Origin of the sequence: Actinoallomurus sp. CA-142502, from assembly GCF_050936355.1 — a bacterium.
Lineage (GTDB): Bacteria > Actinomycetota > Actinomycetes > Streptosporangiales > Streptosporangiaceae > Actinoallomurus > Actinoallomurus iriomotensis.
The window spans coordinates 3,246,619-3,273,186 of sequence record NZ_JBNJMY010000001.1 but is presented as its reverse complement, the minus strand read 5'-3'; the positions used below and the strand labels follow the sequence as shown (position 1 = coordinate 3,273,186).

Here is a 26,568-nt window from a genome sequence, read left to right as displayed (position 1 = left end):
GGCCGGGTCAGCAGGAGCTTCCGTTGAAGGAGCAGCCGGACGGCCGGGCCGCCGCACCGGTGGCGACGAAGGACACCTTGACCGACTTTCCGGGCGCGATGTAGGGATGGCCGGCGGGGTTGTCCGCGACGAGGGTGTTGCCCCGGCGGACCACCTTCACGTCCCACGCGGACAGGATCTGGGCCTGCGGGTAGCGCAGGATGAGCGTCCATCCCCTGACCGGTGCGCTCGCGTGATTGGTGATCGTCACCTGGCCGCGGAACCCGGTCGCCCCCGTCGTGAGGGTGCGGTAGGCGACGGTGACGGTCCTACGCCCGCTCCCCCGGCTCGCCCGCGGGCTGCCGCCCGCGCGCGGGATCAGCGACGAGTCGCCGTCGCGCGCCGTGCGGCGGCTGCGGCCCAGAGGCGAGGGCGAGTCGCTGACCTGCGGCTGCGTCGACTGGTCGCCCGGCGGTGGCGGCCCGCCGGCGAAGTTCAGTGAGATCTGCTGCGTGCTGATCGCGGATACGATCGCACCGATCGCCACGACACCGGTGACCGCCGGCAGGAGCGGCACCTTGCCGACCCTCCCGTGCCTGTGAGGGCCGTCCTCCTCAGGAACGTCGTCTTCCACGTCTTTGGTGTGTCGTCCCATCCCGTCCCTCTCCGGTCTCGGGATGTATACCAAAAGCACACCAGTCATGCCTACCAGACGAGGGGCGTCAACAGGGAGAACTGTTCCATCTGGTTAAAGAAAGTGGTCCCATCCGCCGGTCCCGTACGGCCGCCCGTCCACCGTGACGCCCGCAGGTCCGGCGACCGCACGTCCGATGACCTGCCATTCCGCGGGCAGCGCCGTCTCCTGCGGAAATGTCGCCGCGAAAGCGTGATCTTCACCACCGGTGAGCGCCAGCCGCCGCGCGTCCGGCACCGGCGGGCCGGGTACGGCGTCGCCGCTCAGCTCGATCCGGACGCCGCTCGCGTCGGCGATGTGCCCGAGGTCCTGGACGAGACCGTCGCTGACGTCGAGCATCGCGGTGGCCCCGAGGTCACGGGCGCGCAGGCCCGCCGCGTACGGCGGGCGCGGGCGGCGATGGGCGTCGACGAGGCCGGCCGGCTCCCGCAGCCCGCGTTCGAGCAGTTCGACGCCGGCCTGTGCGTGGCCGAGCCGGCCGCAGACCGCGACGACGTCGCCGGGACGGGCGCCCGCGCGGGTCAGCGGCGGGCCGTCCAGCGCGCCCAGGGCGGTCACGGAGATCAGCACGGTGTCGGAGCGGACGATGTCGCCGCCCGCGATCGACGCCTCGACCTCCGCCGACTCGTCGCGCATCCCGTCGCACAGGGCCTCCACCCAGGCGACGTCGGTCTCCGGAGGAACGCCGAGGCCCACGAGCAGCGCCGTCGGCCGGGCGCCCATCGCGACCACGTCGGCGAGGTTCTGCGCGGCGGCCTTGCGGCCGATGTCGTACGGCGGCGACCAGTCGCGGCGGAAGTGGCGCCCCTCGACCAGCACGTCGGTGGTCGCGACCACCCGTCCGCCGGGCGCGGCGACGATCGCGGCGTCGTCTCCCGGTCCCAGCTCGACGGTGGGGCCGGGTGCGAGACGCGCGGTGATCCGTGCGATGATTCCGAACTCGCCGAGTTCGCCGACGGTGATGACCCACCTCCAGTGAAGACACGGTACGGTGACCGTCAGATTGGCAGTCCCAGGGAGGACGTGATGGTGCAGGCCTACATCCTCATCCAGACCGAGGTCGGCAAGGCCGCCGAGGTGGCCGGTGAGATCTCCGGCATCCCGGGCGTGACCCTGGCCGAAGACGTCACCGGCCCGTACGATGTCATCGTCCGCGCCGAGGCGAACAACGTCGATGAGCTGGGCAAACTCGTCGTCGCGTCGATCCAGTCGGTGGAGGGGATCACGCGCACACTGACCTGCCCCATCGTCCACATCTGACCGGTGTCCCTCCCGCCGTCAGTCTGCACCATGAGACGAACCCTGGCGGCGGGCGGTGTGCTGGCCCTGCTCGCCGGATGCGGCGCCGGCACCGTCGAGGTCCCCGTGCCGGGGCCGCCCGCGGCGATCGCGTCCGTGTGCCGGAGTCTGCATGACCGGCTGCCCGCGAAGGTCCACGGCAAGGCGCGGCGCGCGACGTCGCCGAAGTCGCCGCTCGTCACCGCGTGGGGCTCGCCCGCGATCGTGGTGCGGTGCGGCGTGCCCCGGCCCACCGCGCTGAAGCCCACCTCGCAGCTGGCGGTGATCAACGGCGTCAACTGGCTGGCCGTGCCGCCGGGCCGCCCGGTCACCTTCACCGCCGTCGGGCGCCGGGCCTACATCGAGGTGACCGTGCCGGGGGCGTACGAGCCGCCGGGCGACGTGCTGATCGAGCTGGCCGGCGCGATCAAGGCGGCGGTCCCCGCCAACCCCGACGGCTCCCTTTGATCACTCGCCGCGGCGCCGGGGCACGCGCCCACGCGGCTGCGTGGGCGTGGGCCGGATCGGCGGCGGCGTCACCGGGCGGCTGACCGCTCCGCCGTCCAGCGGCACGCGCTCGCCGTCGTGGGTGATCTCCAGCGGGTCGCCGTCGAGCAGCTCGTACACGGCCTGGTGCGCGGTGACGGTGACCTTCAGCCGGCGTCCGCGGTACCGCAGCCGGAAGGCCAGCCGCGTGATGCCGCCGGGCAGCCGCGGGGTGAACCCGAGCGTGTCGTCCTCCACTCGCATCCCGCCCAGGCCGGCGACCAGCGCGGTCCAGGCACCGGCGAGCGAGGCGATGTGCAGCCCGTCGCGCGTGTTGTGCTCCAGGTCGTCCAGGTCCATCAGCGCGGCCTCGCCCAGGTAGTCGTGGGCCAGGTCGAGGTGGCCGGTCTCGGCCGCCATCACCGCCTGGGTGCAGGCCGACAGTGACGAGTCGCGGACCGTCAGCGCCTCGTAGTAGGCGAAGTTGCGCGCCTTCTGCTCCGGGGTGAAGGCGTCACCGCGCAGGTGCATGGCCAGGACGAGGTCCGCCTGCTTGACGACCTGCTTGCGGTAAATGTCGAAGTAGGGGAAGTTCAGCATCAACGGGTACTGGTCCGCCCCGGTGGACTCGAAGTCCCACGGCGCGTGCTCGGTGAAGCCCTCGCTCTGCGGGTGCACGTGGAGCCGCCGGTCGTACGGGATGTACATGTCGGCCGCCGCGTCGCGCCACGACGCCGTCTCCTCGTCGGTGACGCCGAGCTGCTCGGCCTGCTCCGGGTGGCGTTCGGCCAGGTCGGCGGCGGCCTGGAGGTTCCGCTGCGCCATGAGGTTGGTGTAGACGTTGTTGTCGGCCAGCGCGCTGTACTCGTCCGGCCCGGTCACGCCGTCGATGCGGAAGCGCCCGTGGGCGTCGTGGTGGCCGAGACTGCGCCACAGCCGGGCGGTCTCCACGAGCAGTTCGAGGCCGTAGTCGCGGGCGAACGCCTCGTCTCCGGTGGCCGACAGGTAGCGCACGACCGCGTAGGCGATGTCGGCGCCGATGTGGAACGCCGCCGTGCCGGCCGGCCAGTACCCCGAGCACTCGTCGCCCTGGATGGTGCGCCACGGGAAGGCGGCGCCCTCCAGGCCGAGCTGCCGGGCACGCGCCCTGGCGTTGTCGAGCGTCGAGTGCCGCCACCGCAGCGCGTCCGCGACGGCGCGCGGCTGGGTGTAGGTGAGCACGGGCAGCACGAACGACTCGGTGTCCCAGAACGTGTGGCCGTCGTACCCGGGCCCGGTCAGGCCCTTGGCGGAGATGGGCCGGCGCTCACCTCGTGCCCCGGCCTGCAGGACGTGGAACAGCGCGAAGCGCACCGCCTGCTGCACCTCGGCGTCGCCGTCGACCTCGACGTCGGCGCCCGCCCAGAAGTCGTCGAGGTACTCCCGCTGCTCGCGCAGCAGCCCCTCCCAGCCGGTGAGCTTCGCCGCCGCCAGGGCGGCGATGACCTGGTCGTGCAGGGCCGGCCGCGACCGCTGGCTGGACCAGCCGTAGGCGAGGTACTTGATGATGCGCAACCGCTGGCCCGGCTCGAGGCGCGTGGCGACGGTGACGCGGCCGACGTCGTCGCGGACCTCGGTGTCGATCGCGCCGTCGGGGCTGTCGATCTCGTGGCCCATCGCCGCGCCGACCCGCAGCCCGCTCTCCCGGGTGCAGTGCACCATGACGACGCTCTGGTCGGTGCCCACGCACTCCTCGGCGACGAGGGGCGCCTCCAGCGACGCCGCGGCGCGCGGGTCCTTGCCCGCGGTCGGCAGCGACTCGTTGGCCACGAGCTCCGACTGCACGACGATGCGCACCGGCTGGTCGACCGCCTCGACCTCGTAGCAGATCGCCGCGACGGCGCGCTGAACGAGGGAGACGAGCCGGACCGAGGAGACGCGTACGGTGTCGTCGGCCGGGGAGGTCCATTCGGCCTTGCGCGTCAGCGTGCCGGCCCGCAGGTCCAGCAGGCGCTCGTGCGAACGCAGCTCGCCGTACCGGACGTCGAACGGCTCGTCGTTGACCAGCAGCCGGAACAGCTTGCCGTTGGTCACGTTGATGATCGTCTGCCCGGACTCGGGATAGCCGTACCCGGCCTCGGCGTACGGCAGCGGCCGCAGCTCGTACACGGAGTTGAGGTAGGTGCCCGGCAGCCCGTGCGGCTCGCCCTCGTCGAGGTTGCCGCGCAGGCCGACGTGCCCGTTGGACAGGGCGAACACCGACTCGCTCTGCGCGAGCATGTCGAGGTTCAGCCGCTGCTCGCGGACGCACCACGGCTCGACGGCGTACGCGGCCTGCTTGATCAAAGCAGCTCCTCCAGATCCTTGACGACGACGTCCGCCCCGTGACGCTTCAGCGCGTCCGCCTGGCCGACGCGGTCCACGCCGACCACGCACGCGAAGCCGCCCGCCCGGCCGGCCTCCACGCCCGCCAGGGCGTCCTCGAACACCACGGCCGCCGACGCCTCCACGCCCAGGGCCGCCGCGCCGGCGAGGAACATGTCGGGCGCCGGCTTTCCGGCCAGGCCACGCTCCTTGGCGGTCAGGCCGTCGACGCGCGCGTCGAACAGATCGGCGATGTCCGCGGCGTCGAGTATCTGCGCGGTGTTGGCGCTGGAGGAGACCACCGCGGTCCGGAGCCCGGCGTCCCGCGCGGCGCGGACGTAGCGGACCGACCCGGAGTAGACCTCCACGCCGTGCTCGCGCAGCTTCTCCAGCACCAGCGCGTTCTTGCGCTCGCTCAGCCCGTTGATCGTGGGCGCGCCCGGCGGATCGTCCGGCGACCCCTCCGGCAGCTCGATGCCGCGCGACTTCAGGAACGAGCGGGTGCCGTCCTCACGCCGCTTGCCGTCCACGTACTCGTCGTAGTCGGCGACCGGGTCGAACGGCGTGAACGCGTCGCCCTCCCGCTCCCGTAGGAAGTCGTCGAACATCTGCTTCCACGCCGCGGCGTGGACGGTGGCGGTACGGGTCAGCACCCCGTCCATGTCGAACAGGCACGCCGTCGCGGCGTCCGGCAGTCCGAGCACGTGTTCCTCCCCGGGATCGGTGAACGACACATGCTTACCCCATCGCGCCGTCTCAACCGTCCGGACCCCGGGGGGCCGTGAAAGGCGTCCTCAGGTCGGCAGGCCGACCGCCCGCTCTCCGCTACGGCGCTGCTGGATGATGACCGCGACGACCAGGAGCGCGCCCTGGGCGACGTTCTGCCAGAACGTGTTGACGCCCACGACGTTGAGGCCGTTGTTGAGGGCGCCGAGGAGCAGCACCGCCAGCAATGTGCCGCCGATGCCGCCCTTGCCGCCCTTCAGCGCGCAGCCGCCCAGAGCCGCGGCGGTGATCGACTGGAGTTCCAGCCCCTCACTGCCGCTGGTCGGCTGGCCCGATCCGGTACGCGCGGTCAGGACGATGCCGGCCACCGCCGAGACGATGCCCGCGAGTGCGTACACCGCGATGAGGTACTTGTTGATGTTGATCCCGGCCAGGCGCGCGGCGGTGTCGTTGCCGCCGATGGCGTAGATGTTGCGCCCGATGTCGGTGTACTTCAGCATCAGGTGGACCAGGACGGCGACCACGATCAGGATCCAGACCTGCACCGGGATGCCGGCGATCCGGCCGCGGGCGATGAAGATGAACAGGTCGTCACCCAGGACGAAGCCCTGTGCCCGGCCGCCGGAGATCAGCTGGGCGATGCCCTTGTAGGCGGCGAGGCCGGCCAGCGTCGCGATGACCGGGTTGACGCGGCCGTACACGATGATCAGACCGTTCGCCACGCCGATCACGACGCCCAGCCCGACCGCGGCGGCCATGCCGAGGAACGGGTTGTGGCCGGTCGACATGAAGGCCATCGCGGAGATGACCGAGGCCACGCCGGTCTGCGAGCCGACGGAGATGTCCATCGCGCCGCAGATGATCACCACCGTCTGGACCACGGCCAGCAGCCCGGCCACGGTCGCGGCCTCACCGATCACCTGGACGTTGTCCCAGGTGAGGTAGCCGGAGTTCAGCCAGGTGAAGATCGCGACGACGACGATGAGCGCGCCGATGAGGCTGAGGTTCTGCGGCCCGACCATGCTCAGGACGCGGCGCGGCGCCGGGTCCTTCGGCGGCGTGTCCACGGGCTCGCGGGTGGCGGTTGTCATTGCTGTCCCTCCGATAGCGACGTGGTCAGGTCCTCGGCCATGGCGAGGCCGAGAATGGCCTCCTCGGAGGCGTCGGCCCGGTCGAGTTCGCCGGTGATGCGACCGTTCTGCATGACGATGACGCGGTCGGCCAGTCCGAGCACCTCGGGGAGCTCGGACGAGATGACGAGGACGGCCACGCCCGAACGGGCGAGGTCGTCGATGAGGTGGTAGATCTCGGCCTTGGCGCCCACGTCGATGCCGCGGGTGGGCTCGTCGAGGATGAGCACCTTCGGCTTGCGGGCCAGCCAGCGGGCGAGCACCACCTTCTGCTGGTTGCCGCCGGACAGCTTGCGCACCTCGTGCTCGATGTCCGGGGTGCGCACGTTGAGCCGGTCGACGTACTCCCGGGTCAGCCTGCGCTCTTCGGCGCGTCTGACGAAGCGGAAGCGGCGCAGCCGGTCCAGCACCACGAGGGAGGTGTTGTCGCGCACCGAGCGCTCGAGCAGCAGCGCCTGGGCCTTGCGTTCCTCCGGGGCGTAGCCCATGCCGGCCCGTACGGCGTCGCTCGGCTGCCGCAGCCGTACGCGCCGGCCCTCGACACGTACCTCCCCGGAGCGGATCGGCAGGTCGCCCACCAGCGCCCCCGCCAGTTCCGAGCGGCCCGCGCCGACCAGGCCGGCGAGGGCCACCACCTCGCCGGCGTGCACGGTGAGGCTGATGTCCCGCACATCGTCGCTGGTGAGGTGGTCGACCTCCAGCACGACGTCGCCGGTGGCGGAGTGCTCGCGGGAGAACATGGCCGACAGGTCGCGGCCGACCATCATCCGCACGATCTCGTTCTCGTCGGTCTCGGCCGCGTCGCGCACCCCCACCAATCCGCCGTCGCGCAGCACCGCGATGCGGTCGGCGAGCTGGAAGATCTCCTGCATCCGGTGCGAGACGTAGATGACGGCCAGACCGTCCTCGCGCAGCCGTTGGATCAGCGCGAACAGCGCGTCGACCTCGTGCTCCGACAGCGACGACGTCGGCTCGTCGAACGCGATCACCTTGGCGTCGGTGGTCAGCGCCCGCAGGATCTCCACGAGCTGGCGCTGCGCGGGCGTGAGGCGCGAGCCGAGCGTGTCCGGGTCGATGACGCGCTCGAAGCCGAGGCGTTCGAGGTCGGCGCGCACGCGCCGGTTGAGCGTGGCCCGGTCGAGGGCGCGGCCGGCCCGGCGGGGCAGCGCGCCGAGGTAAACGTTCTCGGCCACCGAGACGTGCGGCACGATCTCGGGCTCCTGCGGGATGACACGGATGCCGGCCTGCCGCGCGTCCGCCGGTGAGTGCAGGCCGAGCGGCCGGCCGTCGAGGACGATCTCACCCTCGTCCGGCAGGTAGTCACCGTTGATGATTTTGATGAGGGTGGACTTCCCGGCACCGTTCTCGCCCATGAGGGCGGTCACCGCCCCGCTGGGGAAGTCCAGCGTGACGTCGTTCAGCGCCCGTACGCCGGCGAACCGCTTGGAGATCCCTGCGACGCTCAACTCTGTCATGAGTCCTCCTTCGTCGGTGGGCGTGACCACCGAGACGCGCCTACGATTCCCTCGCTTCGCTCGGTCATGGCAAGCCTTCGGGTAGTGGCGGGGCGGCCGGTGAGCCGCCCCGCCGGTGAATCAGGTGCAGGTGAGCCGGGCGTCGGCCCAGTCCGCGTGGTCGCTGTCGTTGCCGTTCCCGCCGTCGGTGACGACGAGGCGGACGAACGTCGCCCCGCCGACGTCGGCGGTGAGGTGCCTGGCCGGATCGGCGGTCGTGAGCAGGCCGCTGTCGGCGACCTTGGTGCCGTCCGCCCAGACCTCGAAGGTCACCGAGCCCTTGGCCGTCTTCTCGTCGTCCACGCCGACGTCGGCCGTTACGGAGGTGCACTTCTTGGCCGTGTAGTACTCGACGGTGCTCGGAGCGTGCGCGCCGAGCCCCTTCTTGTAGACGGTGCCGTTGATGGTGATCGGGTGGCCGTCGCCGGCCGCCGTCTCGCCGTTGCTGGTGTCCTTCTCGACCGGCCCCCAGCCGTTGTCGCTGCGAAGCCAGGGGATGTCGCTGAGGTAGGACGTGCCGGACGGCGGCGGCGTCGCGTTCAGGACGTCGACCTGGACGGTGCTCCGGGCCGCCGTGGAGTCCGGCTCGTAGGTCGCGGTGGTGGTCAGGTCGTACGTGCCGGGCTTCGCGCCGGCCGGCACCTGGACGGTCCACGTCGTCGCGAAGCTCTTGCCCGAGCCCACGAGCGCGGTGGACCTGCGCGACGTGGCCTGGACGGTCCAGCCGTCGGGGACGGCGAGGCCGTTGCGCAGCAGCAGCGCGGGCAGTCTGCCGGAGTTCGTCGCGGTCGTCGTCACGGTGACGGACCTGCCGGGCTCGACGAACGGCCGCGCGCCCGGGTACGCCACCGGCACGTCGGTGGCGGCGTCCACCGACGGCGGGTACACCGCCCAGCGCGGGTCACGCGCGACGCGCAGCATCACGGTGCCGTGCGCCGGGACCATGGCGGTGAGGGTGCCGGCGGTCTCGTGATCGGTGTGCGCCCACAGGTCCCGGACGCGGTACGCCGGAGCGGAGGGCATCCCGATCGCCTTGGCCGACGTGGTGATCCGCTGCGGCCCGTCCGACTCGTTGAACAGGGTGACGGCCTTGTCCCCGTTCGCGAGCGGCTTGACGAAGACGTCCCGGCCGCCGTCGGTGGAGATCGGCGCGCCCTGGACGCCGAGCTTGTCCTGGTCGACCGCGATGACGTCCTTGTTGGTGAGGATCTTCATCGTCTCGGGCGAGGCCTTGCGCAGGTCGGTGCCGATCAGCAGCGGCGCCGCCATCTCGGCCCAGAGGCTGAAGTGCGACCGGTACTCGGTGTCGGTCATGCCGCCGTTGCCGACCTCCAGCATGTCCGGGTCGTTCCAGTGGCCGGGCCCGGCGTACTGCGCCAGGGCCATGTTCTGGTGGACGATGCCGAGCATGCTGGAGTAGCCGTCGCTGATGTCGCCCGTGGTGCGCCAGGAGTTGCCGACGTCCTTGGCCCACAGCCACGGCTTGTTCTCGCCCCACTCGCACATCGAGAACAGGATGGGGCGGCCGGTCGCCTTCAGCGCGTCGCGCATCGCGGTGTACCGCTGGACGGCGTCGACGCCCTGGTTGTTGCAGTTGTCGTACTTCAGGTAGTCCACTCCCCAGGACGCGAACAGCCGGGCGTCCTGCTGCTCGTGGCCGAGCGAGCCGGGCATCGTCTGGGCGCAGGTCATGGTGCCGGCGCTGGTGTAGATGCCGAACTTCAGGCCCTTGGAGTGCACGTAGTCGGCGACGGCCTTGATGCCGTTCGGGAACCGCGTCTTGTTCGGGACGTAGTCGCCGTTCGCGTCGCGGTCGTGCTCGGCCCAGCAGTCGTCGAGGTTGACGTACTGGTATCCGGCGTCTTTCAGTCCGGAGGAGACGAACAGGTCGGCGATGCTCTTGACCATGGCCTCGTTGAAGTCCGAGCCACAGTGCGTCGCGTTCCAGTTGTTGAAGCCCATCTGCGGGGTCAGGGCGAGGCCGTTGTCGAGGGCGGCGGCCGGCGGGGCCGATGCGAGGGTGATGGTGGCGGCGCCGGCGACGCTCGCCGCGGTGGCGACGAGTGCCGATGCCAGGACACGGAGGGTGCGCATGTGCTGCTCCTGCGTTCGGGGATTAGCGCACTGCTGGGACCGGCGCGGTGTATCGGGCACCGCGTCGTTCCCGGGGGTGATGCGACCGGCGGGCGGCGGAGGGGTGCGCACCGGTCGCGATCGTCGGCGTAGCGCCGGGGCACCGGTACCCGAGGCGGCGGGTACCGGCGCCGGCCGGGGAGAACGCCGTGCTCCCCGGCCGGTTGGCTCAGGTCAGGTGCACTTGACGCCTTCCTGCTTCCAGTTGGAGGCGTCCACCATCTTGGTCGGCGCGAACGCCTCCTGCGGCATGGGCTTGCCGTTGCGCAGGTTGTCCACGATCGTCTGGACGGCGAGACCGCCGACGTCGTAGCCGTTGATGAACAGCGCGGCCTTCATGCCGGTCGCCTTGCCCGAGTTCCAGTCCTTGCAGGCCAGGTACGCGCCGAGGCCGACACCGTCGATGTCACCGGCCTTGTAGCCGGCGTTCTGCAACGCGGTGACCGCGCCGGAGACGTTCTCGTCGTTGCAGCCCCACACGACCCAGTGCTTGACGGAGCGGTGGCCCGAGACGACGGCGCCGGTCTTGGACTGGGCGTCGGTCGGGGTGTTGTCGGTGCCGACCTTGATGACCTGCACCTTGGTGCCGGCGGCCTGCTCGAACGCGGCCTGGGCGGCGACCACGCGGTCGGTGCACACGGTCACGTCCTGCTTCCAGGCCGAGATCACCGCGGTGTCGGAGGCCTTCCAGCCCGCCTTCTTGAACTCCTCACCCGCGCGCTGGCCGACCTGCTGGCCCATCTGGCTGCCGGAGAAGCCGACGCGCTGGACGAGCTGGTCCTTGGCGCACTTGGACGGGTCCGGTCCGTTCTTGCAGACCTGGTCGTCGCTGGTCAGCAGCGTCACCTTCGCGGCGGCGGCGGTCTGCACGATCTGCGGACCGACGGCCGGGTCCGGCGGCACGATGATGACGCCGTTGACCTTCTGGGCGACGGCCGCCTGCGTCTCCGACACCGCCTTGTTGGTGTCGTTGCCGAGGTTGACGACCTTGATGTCGACGTTGCCGAGCTGCTTCGCCTTGTCCTTGGCGCCCTGTGCCTCGTCGATGAAGTACTGCTGGTCGCCCTGCTTCTGCAGGTACGCGAGGGAGATCTTGCCCGACACCTTCTTGCCTGAGCTCGTGTCGGTGCTCTCCTTGCCTGATGAACAGGCGGAGAGGCTGAGGGCGATCGCGACGCCGAGCGCGACGACCGCGGCTCCGGGCCTGCGTATCCGGGCCATGCTCTGCCTTCCTTCTGACGACTGCCGGCTGGTGATGGTCCTGGTCCCGTTACCCCGATGTTTCCGCTGAGTTACCAGGCGATGTGCGCATTCCTACCATTGCCAACACAAACCAACAAGACCTGGCGCATCACGATGTTCGGCTGTGTTGACATATGTCGTTTCTGCGGGCACGCTGCACGCGGTGACGGTCACCGAGAGGAGGTGACGATGCTCGCCCCACAGCGGCAGCAGGCGATCCTGGACCGCGTCCAGCAGCACGGCGGCGTCCGGGTCGCCGACCTGGTACGCGAGTTCGGTGTCTCCGACATGACGATCCGGCGCGACCTTGAGGTGCTGGCCGACCGCGGCCTGGTCTCCAAGGTGCACGGCGGCGCGACGACGGTCGGCGCGGGTTCCACGGAAGAGCCCGGCTTCGCCGCCAAGTCCGTACGCCAGCGCGAGGAGAAGGAGGCCATCGCCCGCCGCGCCGCCCGGCTCGTACGGCCCGGCACCGCGGTCGCCGTCTCGGCCGGCACCACCACGTGGACGCTCGCCCATCACCTGACCGACGTTCCGGAGCTGACCGTTGTCACGAACTCCATCCAGATCGCCGATGTGTTCTACCGGGCCAGCCGCGCGGACCAGACGATCGTGCTCACCGGCGGCATCCGCACTCCCTCCGACGCCCTGGTCGGGCCCGTCGCGGTCAACGCGGTCCGCGCGCTCAACGTCGACCTGCTGCTGCTCGGCGTGCACGGCATGAGTACGCGCGCCGGCTTCACCACGCCGAACCTCATGGAGGCCGAGACCGACCGGGCGATGGTCGGCGCGGCCCGCCGTCTCGTCGTCCTGGCCGACCACACCAAGTGGGGCACGGTCGGCCTCAGCACGATCGCGCGGCTGTCCGACGCCGACGTGCTCGTCACCGACTCCGGCCTCGGCGACGAGGCCCGCAAGCAGCTGGCCGACGAGGTCGGCGAACTGATCGCCGTCGATCCCGACGAGGCGGACGAGTGAAACGCACGGTCACCCATCTCGCCGACGGACGCGAACTCATCTACTTCGACCGGCACGACGACGCCGACCGGTCCGCCGTCGACACCCGTACGCTGCCGCCGCCTCCGCGGGCGTCCGAGCTGCGCCGCGACCGGCTGCTCGGCGAGTGGGTGACCATCGCCGCGCACCGCCAGGACCGCACCTACCTGCCGCCGAGCGACCAGTGCCCGCTCTGCCCCTCCACGCCCGGCCGGCCCACCGAGATCCCCGCCGCCGACTACGAGGTGGCGGTCTTCGAGAACCGGTTCCCGTCCTACTCCGGCCGCGTGCCCGAGCAGCTGGACGGCGTCGTCCCGGGACTGGGCCGCTGCGAGGTGGTGTGCTTCTCCCCCGACCACGACGCGTCGTTCGCGACGCTCGACCTGGCCCAGGTCGGCACGGTCATGGAGGCGTGGGCCGACCGTACGGCCGAGCTGTCCACGCTGCCCGGTGTCGGGCAGGTCTTCTGCTTCGAGAACCGCGGCGCGGAGATCGGCGTCACGCTCGCCCACCCGCACGGGCAGATCTACGCCTATCCCTTCGTGACGCCGCGGACCGAGCGGATGCTCCAGGTCGCCCGCGCCCACCGGGATGAGACCGGCGGCGACCTGTTCGCCGACGTGCTCGCGGCCGAGCGCGCCACCGAGGTACGCGTGGTCGCCACGAACGACCTGTGGACGGCGTTCGTGCCGGAGGCGGCCCGCTGGCCGTTCGAGGTGCACGTGTTCCCCCACCGGAAGGTGCCGGACCTGAGCGCCCTGTCGGCGGAGGAGCGCGCCGCGTTCGCCCCGCTGTACGTGGACGTGCTGCAGCGGCTGGACCGCCTGTTCGGCGTGCCGATGCCGTACGTCTCCGCGTGGCACCAGGCACCGGTCGCGGTCGATCGCGACCTCGCGTACCTGCACCTGCAGCTGTTCAGCAGCCGTCGCGCGGCGAACAAGCTGAAGTACCTCGCCGGGTCGGAGGCCGCCATGGGCGCCTTCGTGAACGACGTCTACCCCGAGGACGCCGCCCGGCGCCTGCGCGAGGCCTAATGGATCCGCCGGGCGCCGCGGCGCCCGGCGCGGTTCGCCAGGGCGACGGCGAAGTCCAGTAGCGCGCGCCTTAGCGGAGCGGCACTCATCCCCGTACGGTATCGGTGTCTCCTGCACTTGCATCTGGTTTAAGTTTCAACTAAGCTCCCGCACATTGTTGAAGGTTCAAGCAATGGAGGCTTCCATGTCCGCCCTCGCCAGTGAGCTCGGGATCACGCCCGGCACGTACAACATCGACCCCGCACACAGCGAGGTCACCTTCGTGATCCGGCACCTGATGAGCAAGGTCCGCGGCTCCTTCACGGAGTTCTCCGGTTCGTTCGAGATCGCCGAGAACGTCCTCGAGTCCTCGACCTCCGTCGAGATCCAGATCAAGTCGATCGACACCCGCAACGCCGACCGCGACAACCACATCCGGTCCGCCGAGATCCTCGACCTGGACAACCACCCGGCCATCCGGTTCGTCAGCACGGGCGTCCGCGAGAACGGCGACAAGTACTTCCTGGACGGCGACCTGACGATCCGCGACGTCACCCGTCCGGTGACCCTCGACCTGGAGTTCAACGGCTCCGGTCAGGACCCCTGGGGCGGCACGCGCGTCGGCTTCAGCGCCTCGACCTCGATCAGCCGCAAGGAGTACGGCATCGAGTTCAACATCCCGCTCGGCGGCGACAAGGCGCTCCTGGGCGACAACGTCGACATCCAGCTCGAGGTCCAGGCCACGCACGCCTGAGGCCCCTGCCTGCACCGCGTGACGAAGAGCACCCCGGCCGGGTGCTCTTCTCCGTGTTGGCGAAGCCGACATTCGGGGTATCGCGGAACAGCAAAGGGGAGATCGGCGTTGATCCATACGGGATCCGACGTGAGAGCGAGGTGGCCCATGGCGGCGACCACGAACAGCGGCAGGCGTATCAGGCGGCCAGGACGTGCCGCCGATGGCGACCTGCTCGGCGCCTACCTGGATGAGATCGCCGCGACACCACTGCTCACGGCCGAACAGGAGATCGAGCTCGCCCTGGCCATGGAGGCCGGGCTGCTGGCGCACAACCATCTCGACGGCGGCACCCGTCCCGACGGCGCCACCGTCGAGGAGCTGGAGGAGGTCGCCGCGCGCGGCGACGCGGCCAAGGATCGGTTCATCCTGGCCAACCTCCGCCTGGTCGTCTCGGTCGCGCGCCGCTACCCCACCGACGGCATGAGCCTGCTGGACCTGATCCAGGAGGGCACGATCGGCCTGATCCGGGCAGTCGAGGGATTCGATCCGCGCCGTGGTTTCAAGTTCTCCACCTACGCCACCTGGTGGATCCGGCAGGCGATCGGCCGCGCCCTGGCCAACTCGTCCCGGTCCGTACGCCTGCCCGGCGCGGTGCACACCGACGTCAACCGGCTGCGCAAGGCCCGCCGCGAGCTGGTCCTGCTCACCGGCTCCGAGCCCACCGACGAGGAGTTGGCCGCGGAGCTGGACCTGCCGGTCGAGCGGATCGGCGAGCTGGACCGCTGGGACCGTACGCCCGCGAGCCTGGACGCCGTGGTCGGCGAGGACGAGGAGACCTCGCTGGGCGACCTGCTGGCCGACGAGGACGCGCCCTCGCCCGAGGACGAGGCGATGGCCGGCGCCCAGCTCGAGATCATCGACGGCATGCTCGACCGGCTGGAGCCGCGCGAGGCGGTGGTCCTGCGGGCGCGTTACGGCCTGGAGGACGGCACCGAGCACAGCCGCCGGGAGATCGCGATGCGTCTGGGCGTGTCCGCGGAGCGGGTGCGGCAGATGGAGCTGGCGGCGCTGCGGCGGATGCGGGAGATGGCGCAGCGGCTGGACGCGCCGCTCGCCGCCTGAGAGCCGCCCGCACGGCACATCGGGGGCCTCACGCGCCGAACCACCGCAGAAAGTCCTCGTGACCGAACATCCGGGCCGTTTCCACGGCCGAGGGGGTGCCGGCCTGAGGGTCGGCGCCCGCGTCGAGCAGGGCGCGTACGACGTCGGCCTCTTTCTTGAACACCGCGCCGGCCAGCGGTGTCTGGCCGCGGTCGTTGGCCCGCCCCGGGTCGGCGCCGCGTTCGAGCAGCGCCCGTACGGTGTCGGCGTGCCCGTGGTAGGCGGCCAGCATCAGCAGGGTGTCCCCCGCGTCGTTGCCGAGATCGGCCGGCACGCCCGCGTCGATGTACGCGGCGAGCGTCTCGGTGCGGCCTTGGCGGGCGAGGCCGAAAAGCCTGGTCGCGAACTCCACCAGCTCAGAATCGTCCATCGGTTCCAGCATGCCACGGAGACACGGAGAGACGCCGAGGAGTGCGGGAGACGAGTGCGCACTCCTCGGCGAGGTGCCTCCTGACGGTTGGGTGCTCCCCTAGGCGTTCACCTCCTCAGCCCTATTTCGGGCTTCTCGGCGCCTTCCGGCGCGGCCTCAGGCGACTCCGACGGTCAGGCCGGCGACCGTCGCGTCGAGGGAACTGGTCGTGATCGGCATGAGCACCGGCTCGGTGACATGGAACCGCTCCATGCCGCGCTTGGTCAGATGCATCCGCAGGTCGAGCCAGCCGTCCTCGGTCCGGCAGCCACCCTCGTCGGGGAAGTGCAGGTGCCCGGCTGACACGCGGGCGCCCGGGACGTGCACCGGCAGCAGGATCTGGGCGCGCGGTGCCAGGGCCCGGCACGAGCCGTGCACCGGCGAGGCGCTCGCCGCGACCCGCGCGTGGTCGGCGGACGAGGGCGCGATGCGTCCGAGCAGCGCTCCGTCCGGGGCACCGGCGATGTCGCCGAGCATGGCGTGCGAGGGCGCGCAGCCGAGGATGCCCGGGTGGCCCGCGGGCGAGAAGCATCCGTCCAGGCGGCCGATGCCCAGGACCTCGACCATGAGGAGGTCGCCCGGCTCGGCGCCGACGACCCCGATCGGCCCGCACAGGACCTCATCGCCCTGGCAGTTCAGCCGGATCGAGCCTCCGGCGATCACCTCGGCGACGGGCGGGATGTCGGGATGCCAGCGGTTGTGACCGGGAATGTACTGCACCGTCCGGAGCGGCGCGGCGGGCGTGAACAGCAAGTGCCGGTCCCTTCTCTCGTCAGCGGACCTTCCGCGGATCTGATGGGTCAATCCTGCACGTCAGGCTGTTTCGGCTCGGTTTCGCGGCTTTTACCGGCCCGTCAATTGCGTTTCACCGGAACCGGGCGCGGCCGGTCCGCGTCGAAGTCCCATGGGCTCCGATTCGCGTTCGGGCGCCCGGCCGATCCTCGCGGTCGCGGTCGCCGGATTGATCATCGCTGGCTGCGGCGCGGGCGGCGCCGCCACCCACGTACGACCGGGTTCGTCGATTCGCCTGGTCGCCTACGACGACTGCGGCGAGCTCCTCGGCGGCCTCCGCAAGGCCACCGCGGCGCATGTCGGCCCCTACGGCCTGGGGGGCGACCCCGTGATGCGGCCGCTCGCCGGCGGGCGCGTCCCGGGAGACATGAAGGCCGGGCAGCAGACCGCGACACCGCACTCCGACACGAACGTGCAGGAGCCGGGCGTCGACGAGCCCGACCAGGTCAAGACCGACGGCCGCCGGATCGTGACGGTGGCGCGCGGGCGGCTGATCGTGGTCGACACGGCGTCGCGCAGGCGGACCGGCTCGCTCGACCTGCGGGCGGGCGGCGCCTGGTCCGCCGGTGAGCTGATGCTGTACGGCGACCGGGCCCTCGTCGTGCTGCACCCGGCGATCACCTTCGCACGCGAGGGCATCGTCGACGTGCCGGGGACCGCTCCCGGCGGATCGGGCCCCCGGCTGGTCCTGGTCGATCTGCGCGGCACGCCACGGGTGGTGAGCTCGATGCAGGTCGACGGCTCCTACGTTGACGCCCGCCGTACCGGGCCGACGGCGCGGATCGTCGTACGGTCGGCGCCCAGGATCGCCTTCCCTCAGCGGCACGGCGGCACCGACGCCGAGGCCACCGCGGCGAACCGCAGGGCCGTGCGGAGCGCGCCTCTGGACGCCTGGCTGCCGCGCTACAGCGTCACGCGAGGCGGCCGCACCACGGCCGATAAGGTGCCGTGCGACCAGGTCAGCCACCCGGCGTCCTACACCGGGCTGTCGATGGTGTCGGTACTGTCGGTGGACCTGTCCGGCGACATGGCCGACGCCTCCCCCGTCGCCGTCGTGGCCGGCGGCGAGACGGTGTACGGATCGAGCACCGGCCTGTACGTCACCGACCGCCCGTCCGGCGCGGCGGACCGGACCGACATCTACCGGTTCGACGCGGGGAGCTCGGGCCCGCCCCGCTTCGCGGCCTCCGGCTCGGTGCCCGGCACCCCGGTCGGCCGGTACGCCCTGTCCGAGTACGCCGGGAACCTGCGGGTCGCCACGACCTCCGGAGGCACCGTGACGTCCCCGGGCACGTCGCAGAGCGCCGTGTACGTCCTGGCGCGGCACGGCACACGCTTGGAGCAGGTGGGCGAGGCCGGCGGGCTCGGTCGCGGTGAGCGGCTCTACGCCGTGCGCTTCGCCGGCCCGGCCGGGTACGTCGCCACCTTCCGCCAGACCGACCCGCTGTACGTCCTTGACCTGCGCGACCCCGCCCGGCCCCGCGTCACCGGCGAGTTGAAGATCAGCGGCTACTCGGCCTACCTGCACCCGGCCGGCGACGGGCGGCTCATCGGCGTCGGGCAGCAGGCCGACGCGGACGGGCACGTCAAGGGCGCGCAGGTGTCGCTGTTCGACGTGAGCGACCCGGCCGCGCCGCGGAGGCTGAGCGGGTACACGCTGCCGTCCTCATGGTCGACGGTCGAGGGCGACCCGCGCGCGTTCCTCTACTGGCCGGCCACCGGCCTGACGGTCGTCCCGATGGGCGGCCGGGACGGCGCCCTCGTGCTGTCGGCCGGTGCGTCGAGCGTGCGGCGTCTGGGCGGAGTACGGCCACCGGACGCGGCGGGGCCGGTCCAGCGGGCGCTGCTGGTCGGCGGCACGCTGTGGACGCTGTCGGCGTCCGGCCTCCAGGCGAACGACGCGACGACGCTCGCCAAGACGGCCTGGCTGCCGTTCTAGGGCCTAACGCAGGCCGATGGGGCGCCGCATCGCGGTGCGGATCCAGCGGTCCACGAGTGCCGGGTAGTCCAGGCCGGTCGCCGCCCACATCTTTGGGAACGCCGACGCGGGCGTGCATCCGGGCATCGTGTTGATCTCGTTGACGATGACCCGGCCGTCGGGCGTGTAGAAGAAGTCGACCCGGGCGAGGCCCTCGCAGCCGACCGCCTCGAAGGCCTGCACCGACAGCCTCCGGACCTCGTCGACGACGGTGGCCGGCAGGTCCGGCGGGATGTCGAGCCGCAGCCCCTCGTCGAGGTACTTGGCCTCGAAGTCGTAGTAGTCGTGGCCGTCGCCGACGTGCACCTCGGCGGGGAGGCTCGCCTCCGGCGGGCCGTCGTCCAGTCCCTCGAGGACGCCGCACTCGATCTCGCGGCCCTCGACCGCCGCCTCGACGATCACCTTGGGGTCGTGCTCGCGCGCCGCCTCGACCGCGGCCTCCAGCTCCGGTTCGGCGTCGACGCGGGAGATGCCCATGCTCGACCCGGCGCGCGCGGGCTTGACGAACACCGGCCAGCCGAGCTCCTTCACGTCGTCCACCACACGCTTGCGCTCGCGCCGCCAGCGGCGGTCGCCGACGACCACGTACGGGCCGACGGGCAGTCCGGCGTCCCGCAGGATGACCTTCATGAAGGCCTTGTCCATGCTGGCGGCGCTGGCGAACACCCCGGCGCCGACGTAGCGGACCCCGGCGAGTTCGAGCAGGCCCTGGATCGTGCCGTCCTCGCCGTACGGGCCGTGCAGGAGGGGCAGCACCACGTCCACCTCGCCCAGCGCGCGCGGCACCTCGCCCGGCTCCACGACCATCAGGCCGCCGCCCGGCCGGTCGAACGGGAGGGCGAGCGGCGCGCCGTCGGCCGCCACCTCGGGCAGGCGTCCGCCCTCGACCGCGAGCCGCTGCCCGGAGGCGAGCACCCAGCTGCCGTCGCGGGCGATGCCCACCGGGACGACCTCGTAGCGGTCCGGGTCGATCGCCGCGATGATGCTGCCCGCGGTGAGACAGGAGATCGCATGTTCCGAGCTGCGTCCGCCGAAAACGACGGCGACACGGATCCTGCTCATGCCTCCACCCCTTCTCACCTGCGTCAACACTCGCGGGCCTCGACCCTACACGGCCTTTTTCCCTGGCCGGTGGCGCGAATCGGCCTGACCGGCTCAGGAGTTGAATGCCCCGTCGCGCTCCCCGATCCGCCCCAGAGCGGTCAAGGCGTTGTTGACGTCATGGATCAGGTCGTCGGCGTCCTCGAGGCCGACGGAGAAACGGACGGCCGCCGGGCCGATGCCCGCGGCGGCCAGCGCCTGCTCGTCCAGCTGCCGGTGCGTCGTGGAGGCGATGTGCCCGGCCAGCGTGTGGGTGCCGCCCAGCGACGTGGCCACCTTCGCCAGGCGGAGGCCGTCCGCGAGGGCCATGCCGGCCTCGGGGCCGCCGTGCGGCGTGATCGTCACGATCGCCCCGAACCGCGTGCCCTCCGGCCCGGCGTCGAACAGCCGGACGGCCGTCTCGCGGCCGGGGTGGTCCGGCAGCCCCGGGTAGTCGACCCGGGCGACCGCGGGGTGCCGGGCGGCGGCGGCCGCCAGCAGCGCGGCGGTGTCGCACTGGCGGCGCACCCGCAGCGGCAGCGTCTCCAGCCCGCGGCGCAGCAGGAAGGCCTCGTCCGGCGCCAGCGCTCCCCCGGTGTGGAGACGCACCGCGCGGACCGGCCCGAGCACGCCGGGACGGCCGACGACGACACCGCCGGTGGCGTCGCTGTGCCCGCCGATGTACTTGGTCGCCGAGTGGACGACGAGGTCCGCGCCGTGCTCCAGCGGGCGGCAGACGACCGGGGTCGCGAACGTCGAGTCGACGACCAGCAGCGCCCCCGCCTCGTGCGCCGCCTCCGCCAGCGCGGGCAGGTCGGCCACGGCCATGGTCGGGTTCGCCAGGGTCTCGGCCCACACCAGCCGCGTCTCGGGCCGGATCGCCGCGCGCACCCGCGCCGGGTCGGTCATGTCGACGAAGTCGGTCGTCACCCCGAACCGCGACAGCAGCTCCGACATCAGCCCGTACGTGCCGCCGTACGCCGCCGCCGGGGCGACGACGTGCGCGCCCGCGTGGGTGTACGCCAGGAGCACCCCGGTGATCGCCGCCATGCCCGACGCGAACGCCTCGCCCGTCACGCCGCCGACGCGCGCGCCCTCCAGGGCGGCGACCGCCGCCGCGAACCCGTCGGAGGTCGGGTTGTCGATCCGGCTGTAGGTGTAGCCCGGCATGCGCTCGCCCAGCACGTCGGCGTACTCCTGCGACGTCGGGAAGGCGTAGGTGGCCGAGCGCCACACGGGCGTGCCGAGCGGCTCCTGCCGGGGCACGGGGGCCGGCGGGAGGTGGACGGCGCGGGTGTTCTCCCCAAGGGGCTGTTCGCTCATGTTCTTCAAACTCCGTAGCGTTCCGGCTTCGGCGTGCGCGACATCAGCAGCCGTCCGGCCTCGACCGGGCTCAGGCCGCCGTGCATGACGGCCACGATGCCCTCGGTGATCGGCATCTCGACGTGGTGGCGCCGCGCGAGCTCCAGCACGGCGTCGCAGGACTTGACGCCCTCGGCGGTCTGTTTCGTGACGGCGATGACCTCGTCGAGGCTCATGCCGCGCCCGAGGTTCTCCCCGAACGTCCGGTTGCGCGACAGCGGCGAGCCGCAGGTCGCGACGAGGTCGCCCATGCCCGCCAGCCCGGCGAAGGTGTGCTGGTCGGCGCCGAGCGCCGCGCCGAGCCGGGCGATCTCGGCGAGTCCCCGCGTCATCAGCAGGGCGCGGACGTTGTCGCCCATGCCCATGCCGACCGAGATGCCGACGGCCAGGGCGATGACGTTCTTGACCGCGCCGCCCAGCTCGCAGCCGACCACGTCCGGGTTGGTGTACGCGCGGAAGTAGGGCGTCATGCAGGCGAGCTGGAGCTTCTGCGCGGTCGGCTCGTCGGTGCAGGCGACGACGGCGGCCGACGGCTGCTCCAGCGCGATCTCGCGGGCGAGGTTCGGCCCGCTGATCACCGCGACCCGCTCCTCCGGCACCCTGGCGACCTCGCGGATCACCTCGCTCATCCGCTTGCACGTGCCGAGCTCGATGCCCTTCATCAGGCTGACCAGCACGGCGTCGCCGCCGATCAGCGGCCGCCACTCCTCCAGGTTGGCGCGCAGCGTCTGGGCGGGCACGGCCAGGACGATGTACGGCGCGCCGTCGAGGGCCTCGGCGACGTCCGTGGTGGCGCTCAGGCGCTCGGGCAGCGTGGTGTCCGGGAGATAGTCCGGATTGCGGCGGGTCTGGTTGATCGCGTCGACGACGTCCGTACGGCGTCCCCACATCGTGACGTCGCCGCCCGCGTCGGCGAGCACCTTGGCGAAGACGGTCCCCCAGGACCCTGCTCCCAGTACCGCGATCTTCAAGAGGCCTTGGCCTCCTCGTTCTCGCCGTCCGTGTCGTCCGTGCCGTCCTTGTCGTTCTCGTCGGCGGCCCGCTTGGCCGCGCGGGCGGCGCGCGTCGCCGCGCGGTGGTCATAGAGCGTCTCGGGCGGCGTCTCACCGCGCAGCTCGCCCAGCAGGGCGGCGATGGCGGCCATGATGTCGGCGGTGGCGGCGGTGAGGGTCTCGGCGTCGAGCGGCCTGCCCTCGTACTTCGACAGGTCCACGGGCGGCCCGGCGACGACGTGCATCGTCTTGCGCGGGAACAGCCGGATCTTCTTCGTGCCGTACCGCAACAGCTCGTGCGCGCCCCAGTGCGCGACCGGGACCACCGGGACACCGGTGGTCAGGGCGACGCGGGCCGCGCCGGTCTTGCCGGTCATCGGCCACAGGTCCGGGTCGCGGGTGCAGGTGCCCTCGGGGTAGAAGATCACGCTTTCGCCGGAGCGCAGGCCCTTCTCCGCGTCGCGGAGCGCCAGGCCCGCGTCGGAGCGGTCGCGGTAGACCGGGATCTGGCCGGTACGGCGGAGGATGTGGCCGAGGACCCGGCTCTTGAACACCGAGTCCTTGGCCAGGTACACCGGGAAACGGCCGGCGGTGTAGACGAAGTGGGCCAGCGCCAGCGGGTCGGACTCGGACAGGTGGTTGGGCGCGATGACCACACCGCCCGTGCGCGGGATGTTCTCCTGCCCCTTCCAGTCGCGTTTGAGCAGGGTGAACAGCAACGGCCGCAGGATCCCCACGACGATCGTGCGCCACACGGGCGAATATTTCATTGCCCATCTCCTAGGTTCGTCCCCGCCAACTGCGGGGTCCGGTCAAGTCTCGCGGTTGGTTCCGCATAGTGTCGACCCACGATGCCTCGTACCCACCGTCTCACCTGGACGCTCGTCGTGCCGGTCAAGCTGCTGGCACGGGCGAAGTCGCGCCTGTCCGGACCCGCCGGGCCGCACCGCGAGCGACTCGCGCTCGCGATCGCGACCGACACGGTATCGGCCGTACTCCGATCATCGCGGGTGGAGGGGGTCGTCGTGGTCACCGACGACCCGGTCGCGGCGCCGGAGCTGGCCGCCCTCGGCGCCATCATCGTGCCCGACGAACCCGACGACGGCCTGAACCCGGCGCTGGTGCACGGCGCCGCCGAGGCCCGGCGCCTGGCCCCCGAACGCGCCGTCGGCGCGCTGAGCGCCGACCTGCCGTCGCTGCGCCCCGGCGAGCTGACGCGGGTGCTGGACGCCGCAGGGGCGGTGCCGAACGCCTTCGTCCCGGACGCGGCGGGTGTCGGCACCACGCTCTACACCGCCCGGCCGGACGCGGTCTTCGCCCCGGCGTTCGGCCTGGACTCCCGGGCCCGCCACCGCGACGGCGGCGCGCGTGAACTGGCGCTCGACGGCATCCCGAGCGTGCGCCGCGACGTCGACACGATCGACGACCTGCGAGCCGCCCTCGAACTCGGCGTCGGCCCCCGCACGGCCGCCGTCGCCCCGCTCCTGCCGTCCGCGCGCCACTAAGCTCTGCGGTTATGCAGGCGACGGTGAAGGCGTTCGATCGCGAGACGCGCAGTGGAAGCGTGCTGCTGGACGACGGGAGCGAGCTGCCGTTCGGCGCGCTGGCGTTCGACGCCGGCGGCCTGCGGCTGCTGCGGCTCGGTCAGCGGGTCAACATCGCCGTCCAGGACGACTGGATCACCGCGATCACCCTCTCGACGTTCCCGCTGCCCTGAGGCTGCAACGCCGACGGCGCCCGGGAGACGGGATGTCTCTCCGGGCGCCGTGACCGTACGCATCGGTTCTTCAGGCGTTACTTCTTCTTGGGACCGGCCACCTGGCCCTTGAAATCGGCGCCGGCCTTGAACTTCGGGACCGACGTCGCCGGAACCTTGATGGTGGCGCCGGTCGCCGGGTTGCGGGCCTCACGGGCCGGCCGATCGGCCTTTTCGAAGGAGCCGAAGCCGGTGATGGCGACCTTCTCCCCCTTGGCGACGGTGTCCTGGATGGTGTCCAGAATCGCGTCGACGGCCTCTCCCGCGATCTTCTTACTGCCAACTCGTTCGGCGACAGCGTCGACGAGCTCACGCTTGTTCATGGGTTACTCCTCTTCCCCCTTGCTCGCTTGAAACTAGGGGACTCGCAGCATCTACACAATCACCCATGGCCGAGGTTTTCGGCTGTGTCGCAGGCGGAAGTGCCGATCAGGGAACGTTTTCATCGCCATCGAGATCGCCGAGGAATGATTCGAGGCGTCTCAGGGCGAGCGCGGCATCCCGTTTCGCGAGGTCGGTGATCACCAACAAATGCCTGGTCATCTGGGGTCTGACCAGCGGAGACAGGTCCGCGACCCGGGCATGCGCGATCCGGAGTCCCTCCGCCAAGGCGTCGAGCTCCGGATCGTTCCAGCCTCCGCGCGATGCGTTCATAATCACACCCGTTTTTTCGGTGGCGTCGGCGCGGCGAGTCCGCCGGCGGGCGCGACGGGCGCCCGCCGGCGTACGCGGGTGGGTCAGGCGGTCACCGGCAGCCACGGCTGCCGGCTCTTCTCGAAGACGGTGATGTCGTCGGCGTGCCGCAGGGTGAGGCCGATGTCGTCGAGCCCCTCCGTCAAACGCCAGCGGGTGTAGTCGTCGATCTCGAAGGACCGCACGCCGCCCTCGTCGCAGCGCAGCTCGCGGGCGGGCAGGTCGATGGTGAACTCCTTGGCCGGGTTCGCCTCGATCTTGTCCTGCAGGCCCTCGATGTAGTCCTCGGGCAGCTCGATCGGCAGCAGGCCCATCTTGGTGGCGTTGTTGCGGAAGATGTCGCCGAAGCGGGCCGAGATGACGGCGCGGAAGCCGTACTGCTGCAGGGCCCAGACGGCGTGCTCGCGCGAGGATCCGGTGCCGAAGTCCGGCCCGGCGACCAGGATCGACGCCCCGGCGTACTCCGGACGGTTCAGCACGAACTCCGGGTCCTCCCGCCAGGCGGAGAACAGGCCCTTCTCGAAGCCGGTACGGCTGACCTGCTTGAGCCAGACGGCCGGGATGATCTGGTCGGTGTCGACGTTGCTGCGCCGCAGCGGCACGGCGCGCCCGGTGTGCACGGTGAAGGCTTCCATGTCTGCTGGGTCCCCTCGTTACAGGTCGGCGGGAGCGGCCAGGTGGCCGGTGACGGCGGTGGCGGCGGCGACGGCGGGCGAGACCAGGTGGGTACGGCCGCCCTTGCCCTGCCGGCCCTCGAAGTTGCGGTTGGAGGTCGAGGCGCTGCGCTCCCCCGGCTTGAGCTGGTCGGGGTTCATGCCGAGGCACATCGAGCAGCCCGCCTCGCGCCACTCGGCGCCGGCCTCGGTGAACACGGCGTCGAGGCCCTCTTCCTGCGCCTGCGCCTTGACCTTCATCGAACCCGGGACGACCAGCATGCGGACGCCGTCGGCGACCTTGCGGCCCTTGACGACCGCGGCCGCGGCGCGCAGGTCCTCGATGCGGCCGTTGGTGCAGGAGCCGACGAACACGGTGTCGACGGCGATGTCGCGCAGCGGGGTGCCGGCGGTCAGGCCCATGTACTGCAGGGCTCGCTCGGCGGCGCTGCGGCGGGTCGGGTCCTCGAACTCGGCCGGGTCGGGGACGTTCGCCGACAGCGGCGCGCCCTGGCCCGGGTTGGTGCCCCAGGTCACGAACGGGGTCAGCGTCGAGGCGTCGATCACGACCTCGCGGTCGAAGACGGCGTCGTCGTCGCTGCGCAGCGAACGCCAGTACTCCTTGGCCGCCTCCCACTCGGCGCCCGCCGGGGCGTGCGGACGGCCCTCGAGGTAGGCGAAGGTCGTCTCGTCCGGCGCGATCATGCCGGCGCGGGCGCCCGCCTCGATGGACATGTTGCAGACCGTCATGCGGCCCTCCATCGAGAGCGCGCGGATCGCCTCGCCGCGGTACTCGATGATGTGGCCCTGGCCGCCGCCGGTGCCGATGCGGGCGATGATCGCCAGGATCAGGTCCTTGGCGGTCACGCCGTAGGGCAGCTCACCGTTCACGGTGACCGCCATCATCTTGGGCTTCTTCTGCGACAGCGTCTGCGTCGCCAGGACGTGCTCGACCTCGCTCGTGCCGATGCCGAACGCCAGCGCGCCGAACGCGCCGTGCGTCGAGGTGTGTGAGTCACCGCAGACGACCGTCATGCCCGGCTGGGTCAGCCCGAGCTGCGGGCCGATCACGTGCACGATGCCCTGGCCCGCGTCGCCCATCGGGTGCAGGCGTACGCCGAACTCGGCGCAGTTCTTGCGCAGGGTCTCCACCTGGGTCCGCGAGACCGGGTCGGCGATCGGGGCCAGGATGTCGGTGGTCGGGACGTTGTGGTCCTCGGTGGCGATCGTCAGGTCCGGCCTGCGGATCTTGCGGCCCGCCATGCGCAGGCCGTCGAAGGCCTGCGGGCTCGTCACCTCGTGGACGAGGTGAAGATCGATGTAGAGGACGTCCGGCTCGCCCTCAGCGCTGCGCACGACGTGCGCGTCATAAACCTTGTCCGCCAGTGTCCGGCCCATCACTTCACCTCTTCTTGGTCCTGG

Annotated in this window: 27 protein-coding genes; 9 read left to right on the top strand and 18 right to left on the bottom strand. The window is 71.5% G+C overall.

All coding sequences use genetic code 11. The annotated features are described in order from the left end of the window. Window positions 1-7: 7 nt before the first annotated feature. Both ACQEV1_RS15905 and ACQEV1_RS15900 read right to left on the bottom strand, forming a co-directional pair. Window positions 8-556: a cellulose binding domain-containing protein gene (locus ACQEV1_RS15905; protein WP_285617791.1), complete on the bottom strand. Its 549-nt coding sequence runs from the start codon at window positions 554-556 to the stop codon at window positions 8-10. Window positions 557-727: 171 nt separating this feature from the next. Continuing rightward, complete coding sequence (locus ACQEV1_RS15900; RefSeq protein ID WP_285618882.1) at window positions 728-1,636, bottom strand: thiamine-phosphate kinase; 909 nt, start codon at window positions 1,634-1,636, stop codon at window positions 728-730. Window positions 1,637-1,699: 63 nt separating this feature from the next. On the opposite strand from ACQEV1_RS15900, the gene ACQEV1_RS15895 reads away from it, so the two are divergent. Beyond that, on the top strand, window positions 1,700-1,933 hold the full coding sequence (locus ACQEV1_RS15895) for an Lrp/AsnC family transcriptional regulator (protein WP_285571319.1): 234 nt from the start codon (window positions 1,700-1,702) through the stop codon (window positions 1,931-1,933). 30 nt (window positions 1,934-1,963) lie between these two features. Next, the gene (locus ACQEV1_RS15890; RefSeq protein ID WP_433394572.1) at window positions 1,964-2,419 is read left to right on the top strand and encodes a DUF3515 domain-containing protein; all 456 of its coding nucleotides are present in this window, start codon (window positions 1,964-1,966) and stop codon (window positions 2,417-2,419) included. Here the strand turns inward: ACQEV1_RS15890 and ACQEV1_RS15885 are convergent, their stop codons facing one another. From ACQEV1_RS15885 to ACQEV1_RS15860, 6 genes are all read right to left on the bottom strand, one after another. Beyond that, window positions 2,420-4,762 (bottom strand): glycoside hydrolase family 65 protein, encoded by a 2,343-nt coding sequence (locus tag ACQEV1_RS15885; protein ID WP_285617794.1) that lies wholly within the window; start codon window positions 4,760-4,762, stop codon window positions 2,420-2,422. After that, window positions 4,759-5,484 (bottom strand): HAD family hydrolase, encoded by a 726-nt coding sequence (locus tag ACQEV1_RS15880; RefSeq protein ID WP_285617796.1) that lies wholly within the window; start codon window positions 5,482-5,484, stop codon window positions 4,759-4,761. The genes ACQEV1_RS15885 and ACQEV1_RS15880 overlap by 4 nt, the downstream gene beginning before the upstream one ends. A gap of 90 nt (window positions 5,485-5,574) precedes the next feature. After that, a complete protein-coding gene (locus tag ACQEV1_RS15875) occupies window positions 5,575-6,597 on the bottom strand; it encodes an ABC transporter permease (protein ID WP_285617797.1) in 1,023 nt (340 codons plus the stop codon). After that, window positions 6,594-8,111, bottom strand: a complete 1,518-nt coding sequence (locus ACQEV1_RS15870) for a sugar ABC transporter ATP-binding protein (RefSeq protein ID WP_285569190.1) — start codon at window positions 8,109-8,111, stop codon at window positions 6,594-6,596. The genes ACQEV1_RS15875 and ACQEV1_RS15870 overlap by 4 nt, the downstream gene beginning before the upstream one ends. Window positions 8,112-8,231: 120 nt before the next feature. Further along, the gene (locus ACQEV1_RS15865; protein ID WP_433394571.1) at window positions 8,232-10,244 is read right to left on the bottom strand and encodes an NPCBM/NEW2 domain-containing protein; all 2,013 of its coding nucleotides are present in this window, start codon (window positions 10,242-10,244) and stop codon (window positions 8,232-8,234) included. Between the two features lie 213 nt (window positions 10,245-10,457). After that, window positions 10,458-11,504, bottom strand: a complete 1,047-nt coding sequence (locus ACQEV1_RS15860; RefSeq protein ID WP_285569192.1) for a substrate-binding domain-containing protein — start codon at window positions 11,502-11,504, stop codon at window positions 10,458-10,460. 210 nt (window positions 11,505-11,714) lie between these two features. Here ACQEV1_RS15860 and ACQEV1_RS15855 point away from each other — a divergent pair, with 210 nt between their 5' ends. The 4 genes from ACQEV1_RS15855 to ACQEV1_RS15840 all read left to right on the top strand — a co-directional run bounded on the left by ACQEV1_RS15855 (window position 11,715) and on the right by ACQEV1_RS15840 (window position 15,392). Beyond that, window positions 11,715-12,503, top strand: coding sequence for a DeoR/GlpR family DNA-binding transcription regulator (locus tag ACQEV1_RS15855; RefSeq protein WP_285617799.1), 789 nt, complete (start codon window positions 11,715-11,717; stop codon window positions 12,501-12,503). Further along, window positions 12,500-13,555 carry a galactose-1-phosphate uridylyltransferase gene (galT, locus tag ACQEV1_RS15850; RefSeq protein ID WP_433394570.1) on the top strand — a complete coding sequence of 352 codons (1,056 nt, stop codon included), beginning with the start codon at window positions 12,500-12,502 and terminating at the stop codon, window positions 13,553-13,555. The genes ACQEV1_RS15855 and galT overlap by 4 nt, the downstream gene beginning before the upstream one ends. Window positions 13,556-13,739: 184 nt before the next feature. Further along, the gene (locus ACQEV1_RS15845; protein ID WP_285617802.1) at window positions 13,740-14,288 is read left to right on the top strand and encodes a YceI family protein; all 549 of its coding nucleotides are present in this window, start codon (window positions 13,740-13,742) and stop codon (window positions 14,286-14,288) included. A gap of 147 nt (window positions 14,289-14,435) precedes the next feature. After that, window positions 14,436-15,392: a sigma-70 family RNA polymerase sigma factor gene (locus ACQEV1_RS15840; RefSeq protein WP_285569197.1), complete on the top strand. Its 957-nt coding sequence runs from the start codon at window positions 14,436-14,438 to the stop codon at window positions 15,390-15,392. Between the two features lie 28 nt (window positions 15,393-15,420). On the opposite strand, the gene ACQEV1_RS15835 is transcribed toward ACQEV1_RS15840, so the two are convergent. Both ACQEV1_RS15835 and ACQEV1_RS15830 read right to left on the bottom strand, forming a co-directional pair. Continuing rightward, the gene (locus ACQEV1_RS15835) at window positions 15,421-15,801 is read right to left on the bottom strand and encodes an ankyrin repeat domain-containing protein (RefSeq protein ID WP_433394569.1); all 381 of its coding nucleotides are present in this window, start codon (window positions 15,799-15,801) and stop codon (window positions 15,421-15,423) included. Window positions 15,802-15,957: 156 nt separating this feature from the next. After that, window positions 15,958-16,593, bottom strand: a complete 636-nt coding sequence (locus ACQEV1_RS15830) for an acetamidase/formamidase family protein (protein ID WP_285617806.1) — start codon at window positions 16,591-16,593, stop codon at window positions 15,958-15,960. Window positions 16,594-16,744: 151 nt separating this feature from the next. Between ACQEV1_RS15830 and ACQEV1_RS15825 the strand changes: the two genes are divergently transcribed. Then, window positions 16,745-18,571 carry a beta-propeller domain-containing protein gene (locus tag ACQEV1_RS15825; protein WP_433394568.1) on the top strand — a complete coding sequence of 609 codons (1,827 nt, stop codon included), beginning with the start codon at window positions 16,745-16,747 and terminating at the stop codon, window positions 18,569-18,571. A gap of 3 nt (window positions 18,572-18,574) precedes the next feature. Here ACQEV1_RS15825 and ACQEV1_RS15820 read toward each other — a convergent pair whose 3' ends face one another. The 4 genes from ACQEV1_RS15820 to ACQEV1_RS15805 all read right to left on the bottom strand — a co-directional run bounded on the left by ACQEV1_RS15820 (window position 18,575) and on the right by ACQEV1_RS15805 (window position 22,814). After that, a complete protein-coding gene (locus tag ACQEV1_RS15820) occupies window positions 18,575-19,672 on the bottom strand; it encodes a D-alanine--D-alanine ligase family protein (RefSeq protein WP_285617809.1) in 1,098 nt (365 codons plus the stop codon). Window positions 19,673-19,765: 93 nt separating this feature from the next. Next, window positions 19,766-21,013, bottom strand: coding sequence for a trans-sulfuration enzyme family protein (locus ACQEV1_RS15815; RefSeq protein WP_433394567.1), 1,248 nt, complete (start codon window positions 21,011-21,013; stop codon window positions 19,766-19,768). Window positions 21,014-21,018: 5 nt separating this feature from the next. Beyond that, on the bottom strand, window positions 21,019-22,023 hold the full coding sequence (locus tag ACQEV1_RS15810; protein ID WP_433394566.1) for an NAD(P)H-dependent glycerol-3-phosphate dehydrogenase: 1,005 nt from the start codon (window positions 22,021-22,023) through the stop codon (window positions 21,019-21,021). Continuing rightward, on the bottom strand, window positions 22,020-22,814 hold the full coding sequence (locus ACQEV1_RS15805) for a lysophospholipid acyltransferase family protein (protein ID WP_433394565.1): 795 nt from the start codon (window positions 22,812-22,814) through the stop codon (window positions 22,020-22,022). Before ACQEV1_RS15805 ends, ACQEV1_RS15810 begins: the two co-directional genes overlap by 4 nt. Before the next feature lie 81 nt (window positions 22,815-22,895). Between ACQEV1_RS15805 and cofC the strand changes: the two genes are divergently transcribed. Further along, window positions 22,896-23,549: a 2-phospho-L-lactate guanylyltransferase gene (gene cofC / locus ACQEV1_RS15800; protein ID WP_285617814.1), complete on the top strand. Its 654-nt coding sequence runs from the start codon at window positions 22,896-22,898 to the stop codon at window positions 23,547-23,549. A gap of 11 nt (window positions 23,550-23,560) precedes the next feature. Beyond that, entirely contained in the window at window positions 23,561-23,761 is a 201-nt protein-coding gene (locus tag ACQEV1_RS15795; protein ID WP_285569219.1) for a cold-shock protein, read from the top strand. Window positions 23,762-23,838: 77 nt separating this feature from the next. On the opposite strand, the gene ACQEV1_RS15790 is transcribed toward ACQEV1_RS15795, so the two are convergent. The 4 genes from ACQEV1_RS15790 to leuC all read right to left on the bottom strand — a co-directional run bounded on the left by ACQEV1_RS15790 (window position 23,839) and on the right by leuC (window position 26,544). Further along, the gene (locus tag ACQEV1_RS15790; RefSeq protein WP_285569221.1) at window positions 23,839-24,123 is read right to left on the bottom strand and encodes an HU family DNA-binding protein; all 285 of its coding nucleotides are present in this window, start codon (window positions 24,121-24,123) and stop codon (window positions 23,839-23,841) included. A 106-nt stretch (window positions 24,124-24,229) separates the two neighbouring features. Continuing rightward, entirely contained in the window at window positions 24,230-24,559 is a 330-nt protein-coding gene (locus tag ACQEV1_RS15785) for a hypothetical protein (RefSeq protein WP_285617816.1), read from the bottom strand. Further along, window positions 24,538-25,128: a 3-isopropylmalate dehydratase small subunit gene (leuD, locus tag ACQEV1_RS15780; RefSeq protein ID WP_285569225.1), complete on the bottom strand. Its 591-nt coding sequence runs from the start codon at window positions 25,126-25,128 to the stop codon at window positions 24,538-24,540. The genes ACQEV1_RS15785 and leuD overlap by 22 nt, the downstream gene beginning before the upstream one ends. 18 nt (window positions 25,129-25,146) lie before the next feature. Further along, window positions 25,147-26,544: a 3-isopropylmalate dehydratase large subunit gene (gene leuC / locus ACQEV1_RS15775; RefSeq protein ID WP_285617818.1), complete on the bottom strand. Its 1,398-nt coding sequence runs from the start codon at window positions 26,542-26,544 to the stop codon at window positions 25,147-25,149. Window positions 26,545-26,568 lie beyond the last annotated feature (24 nt).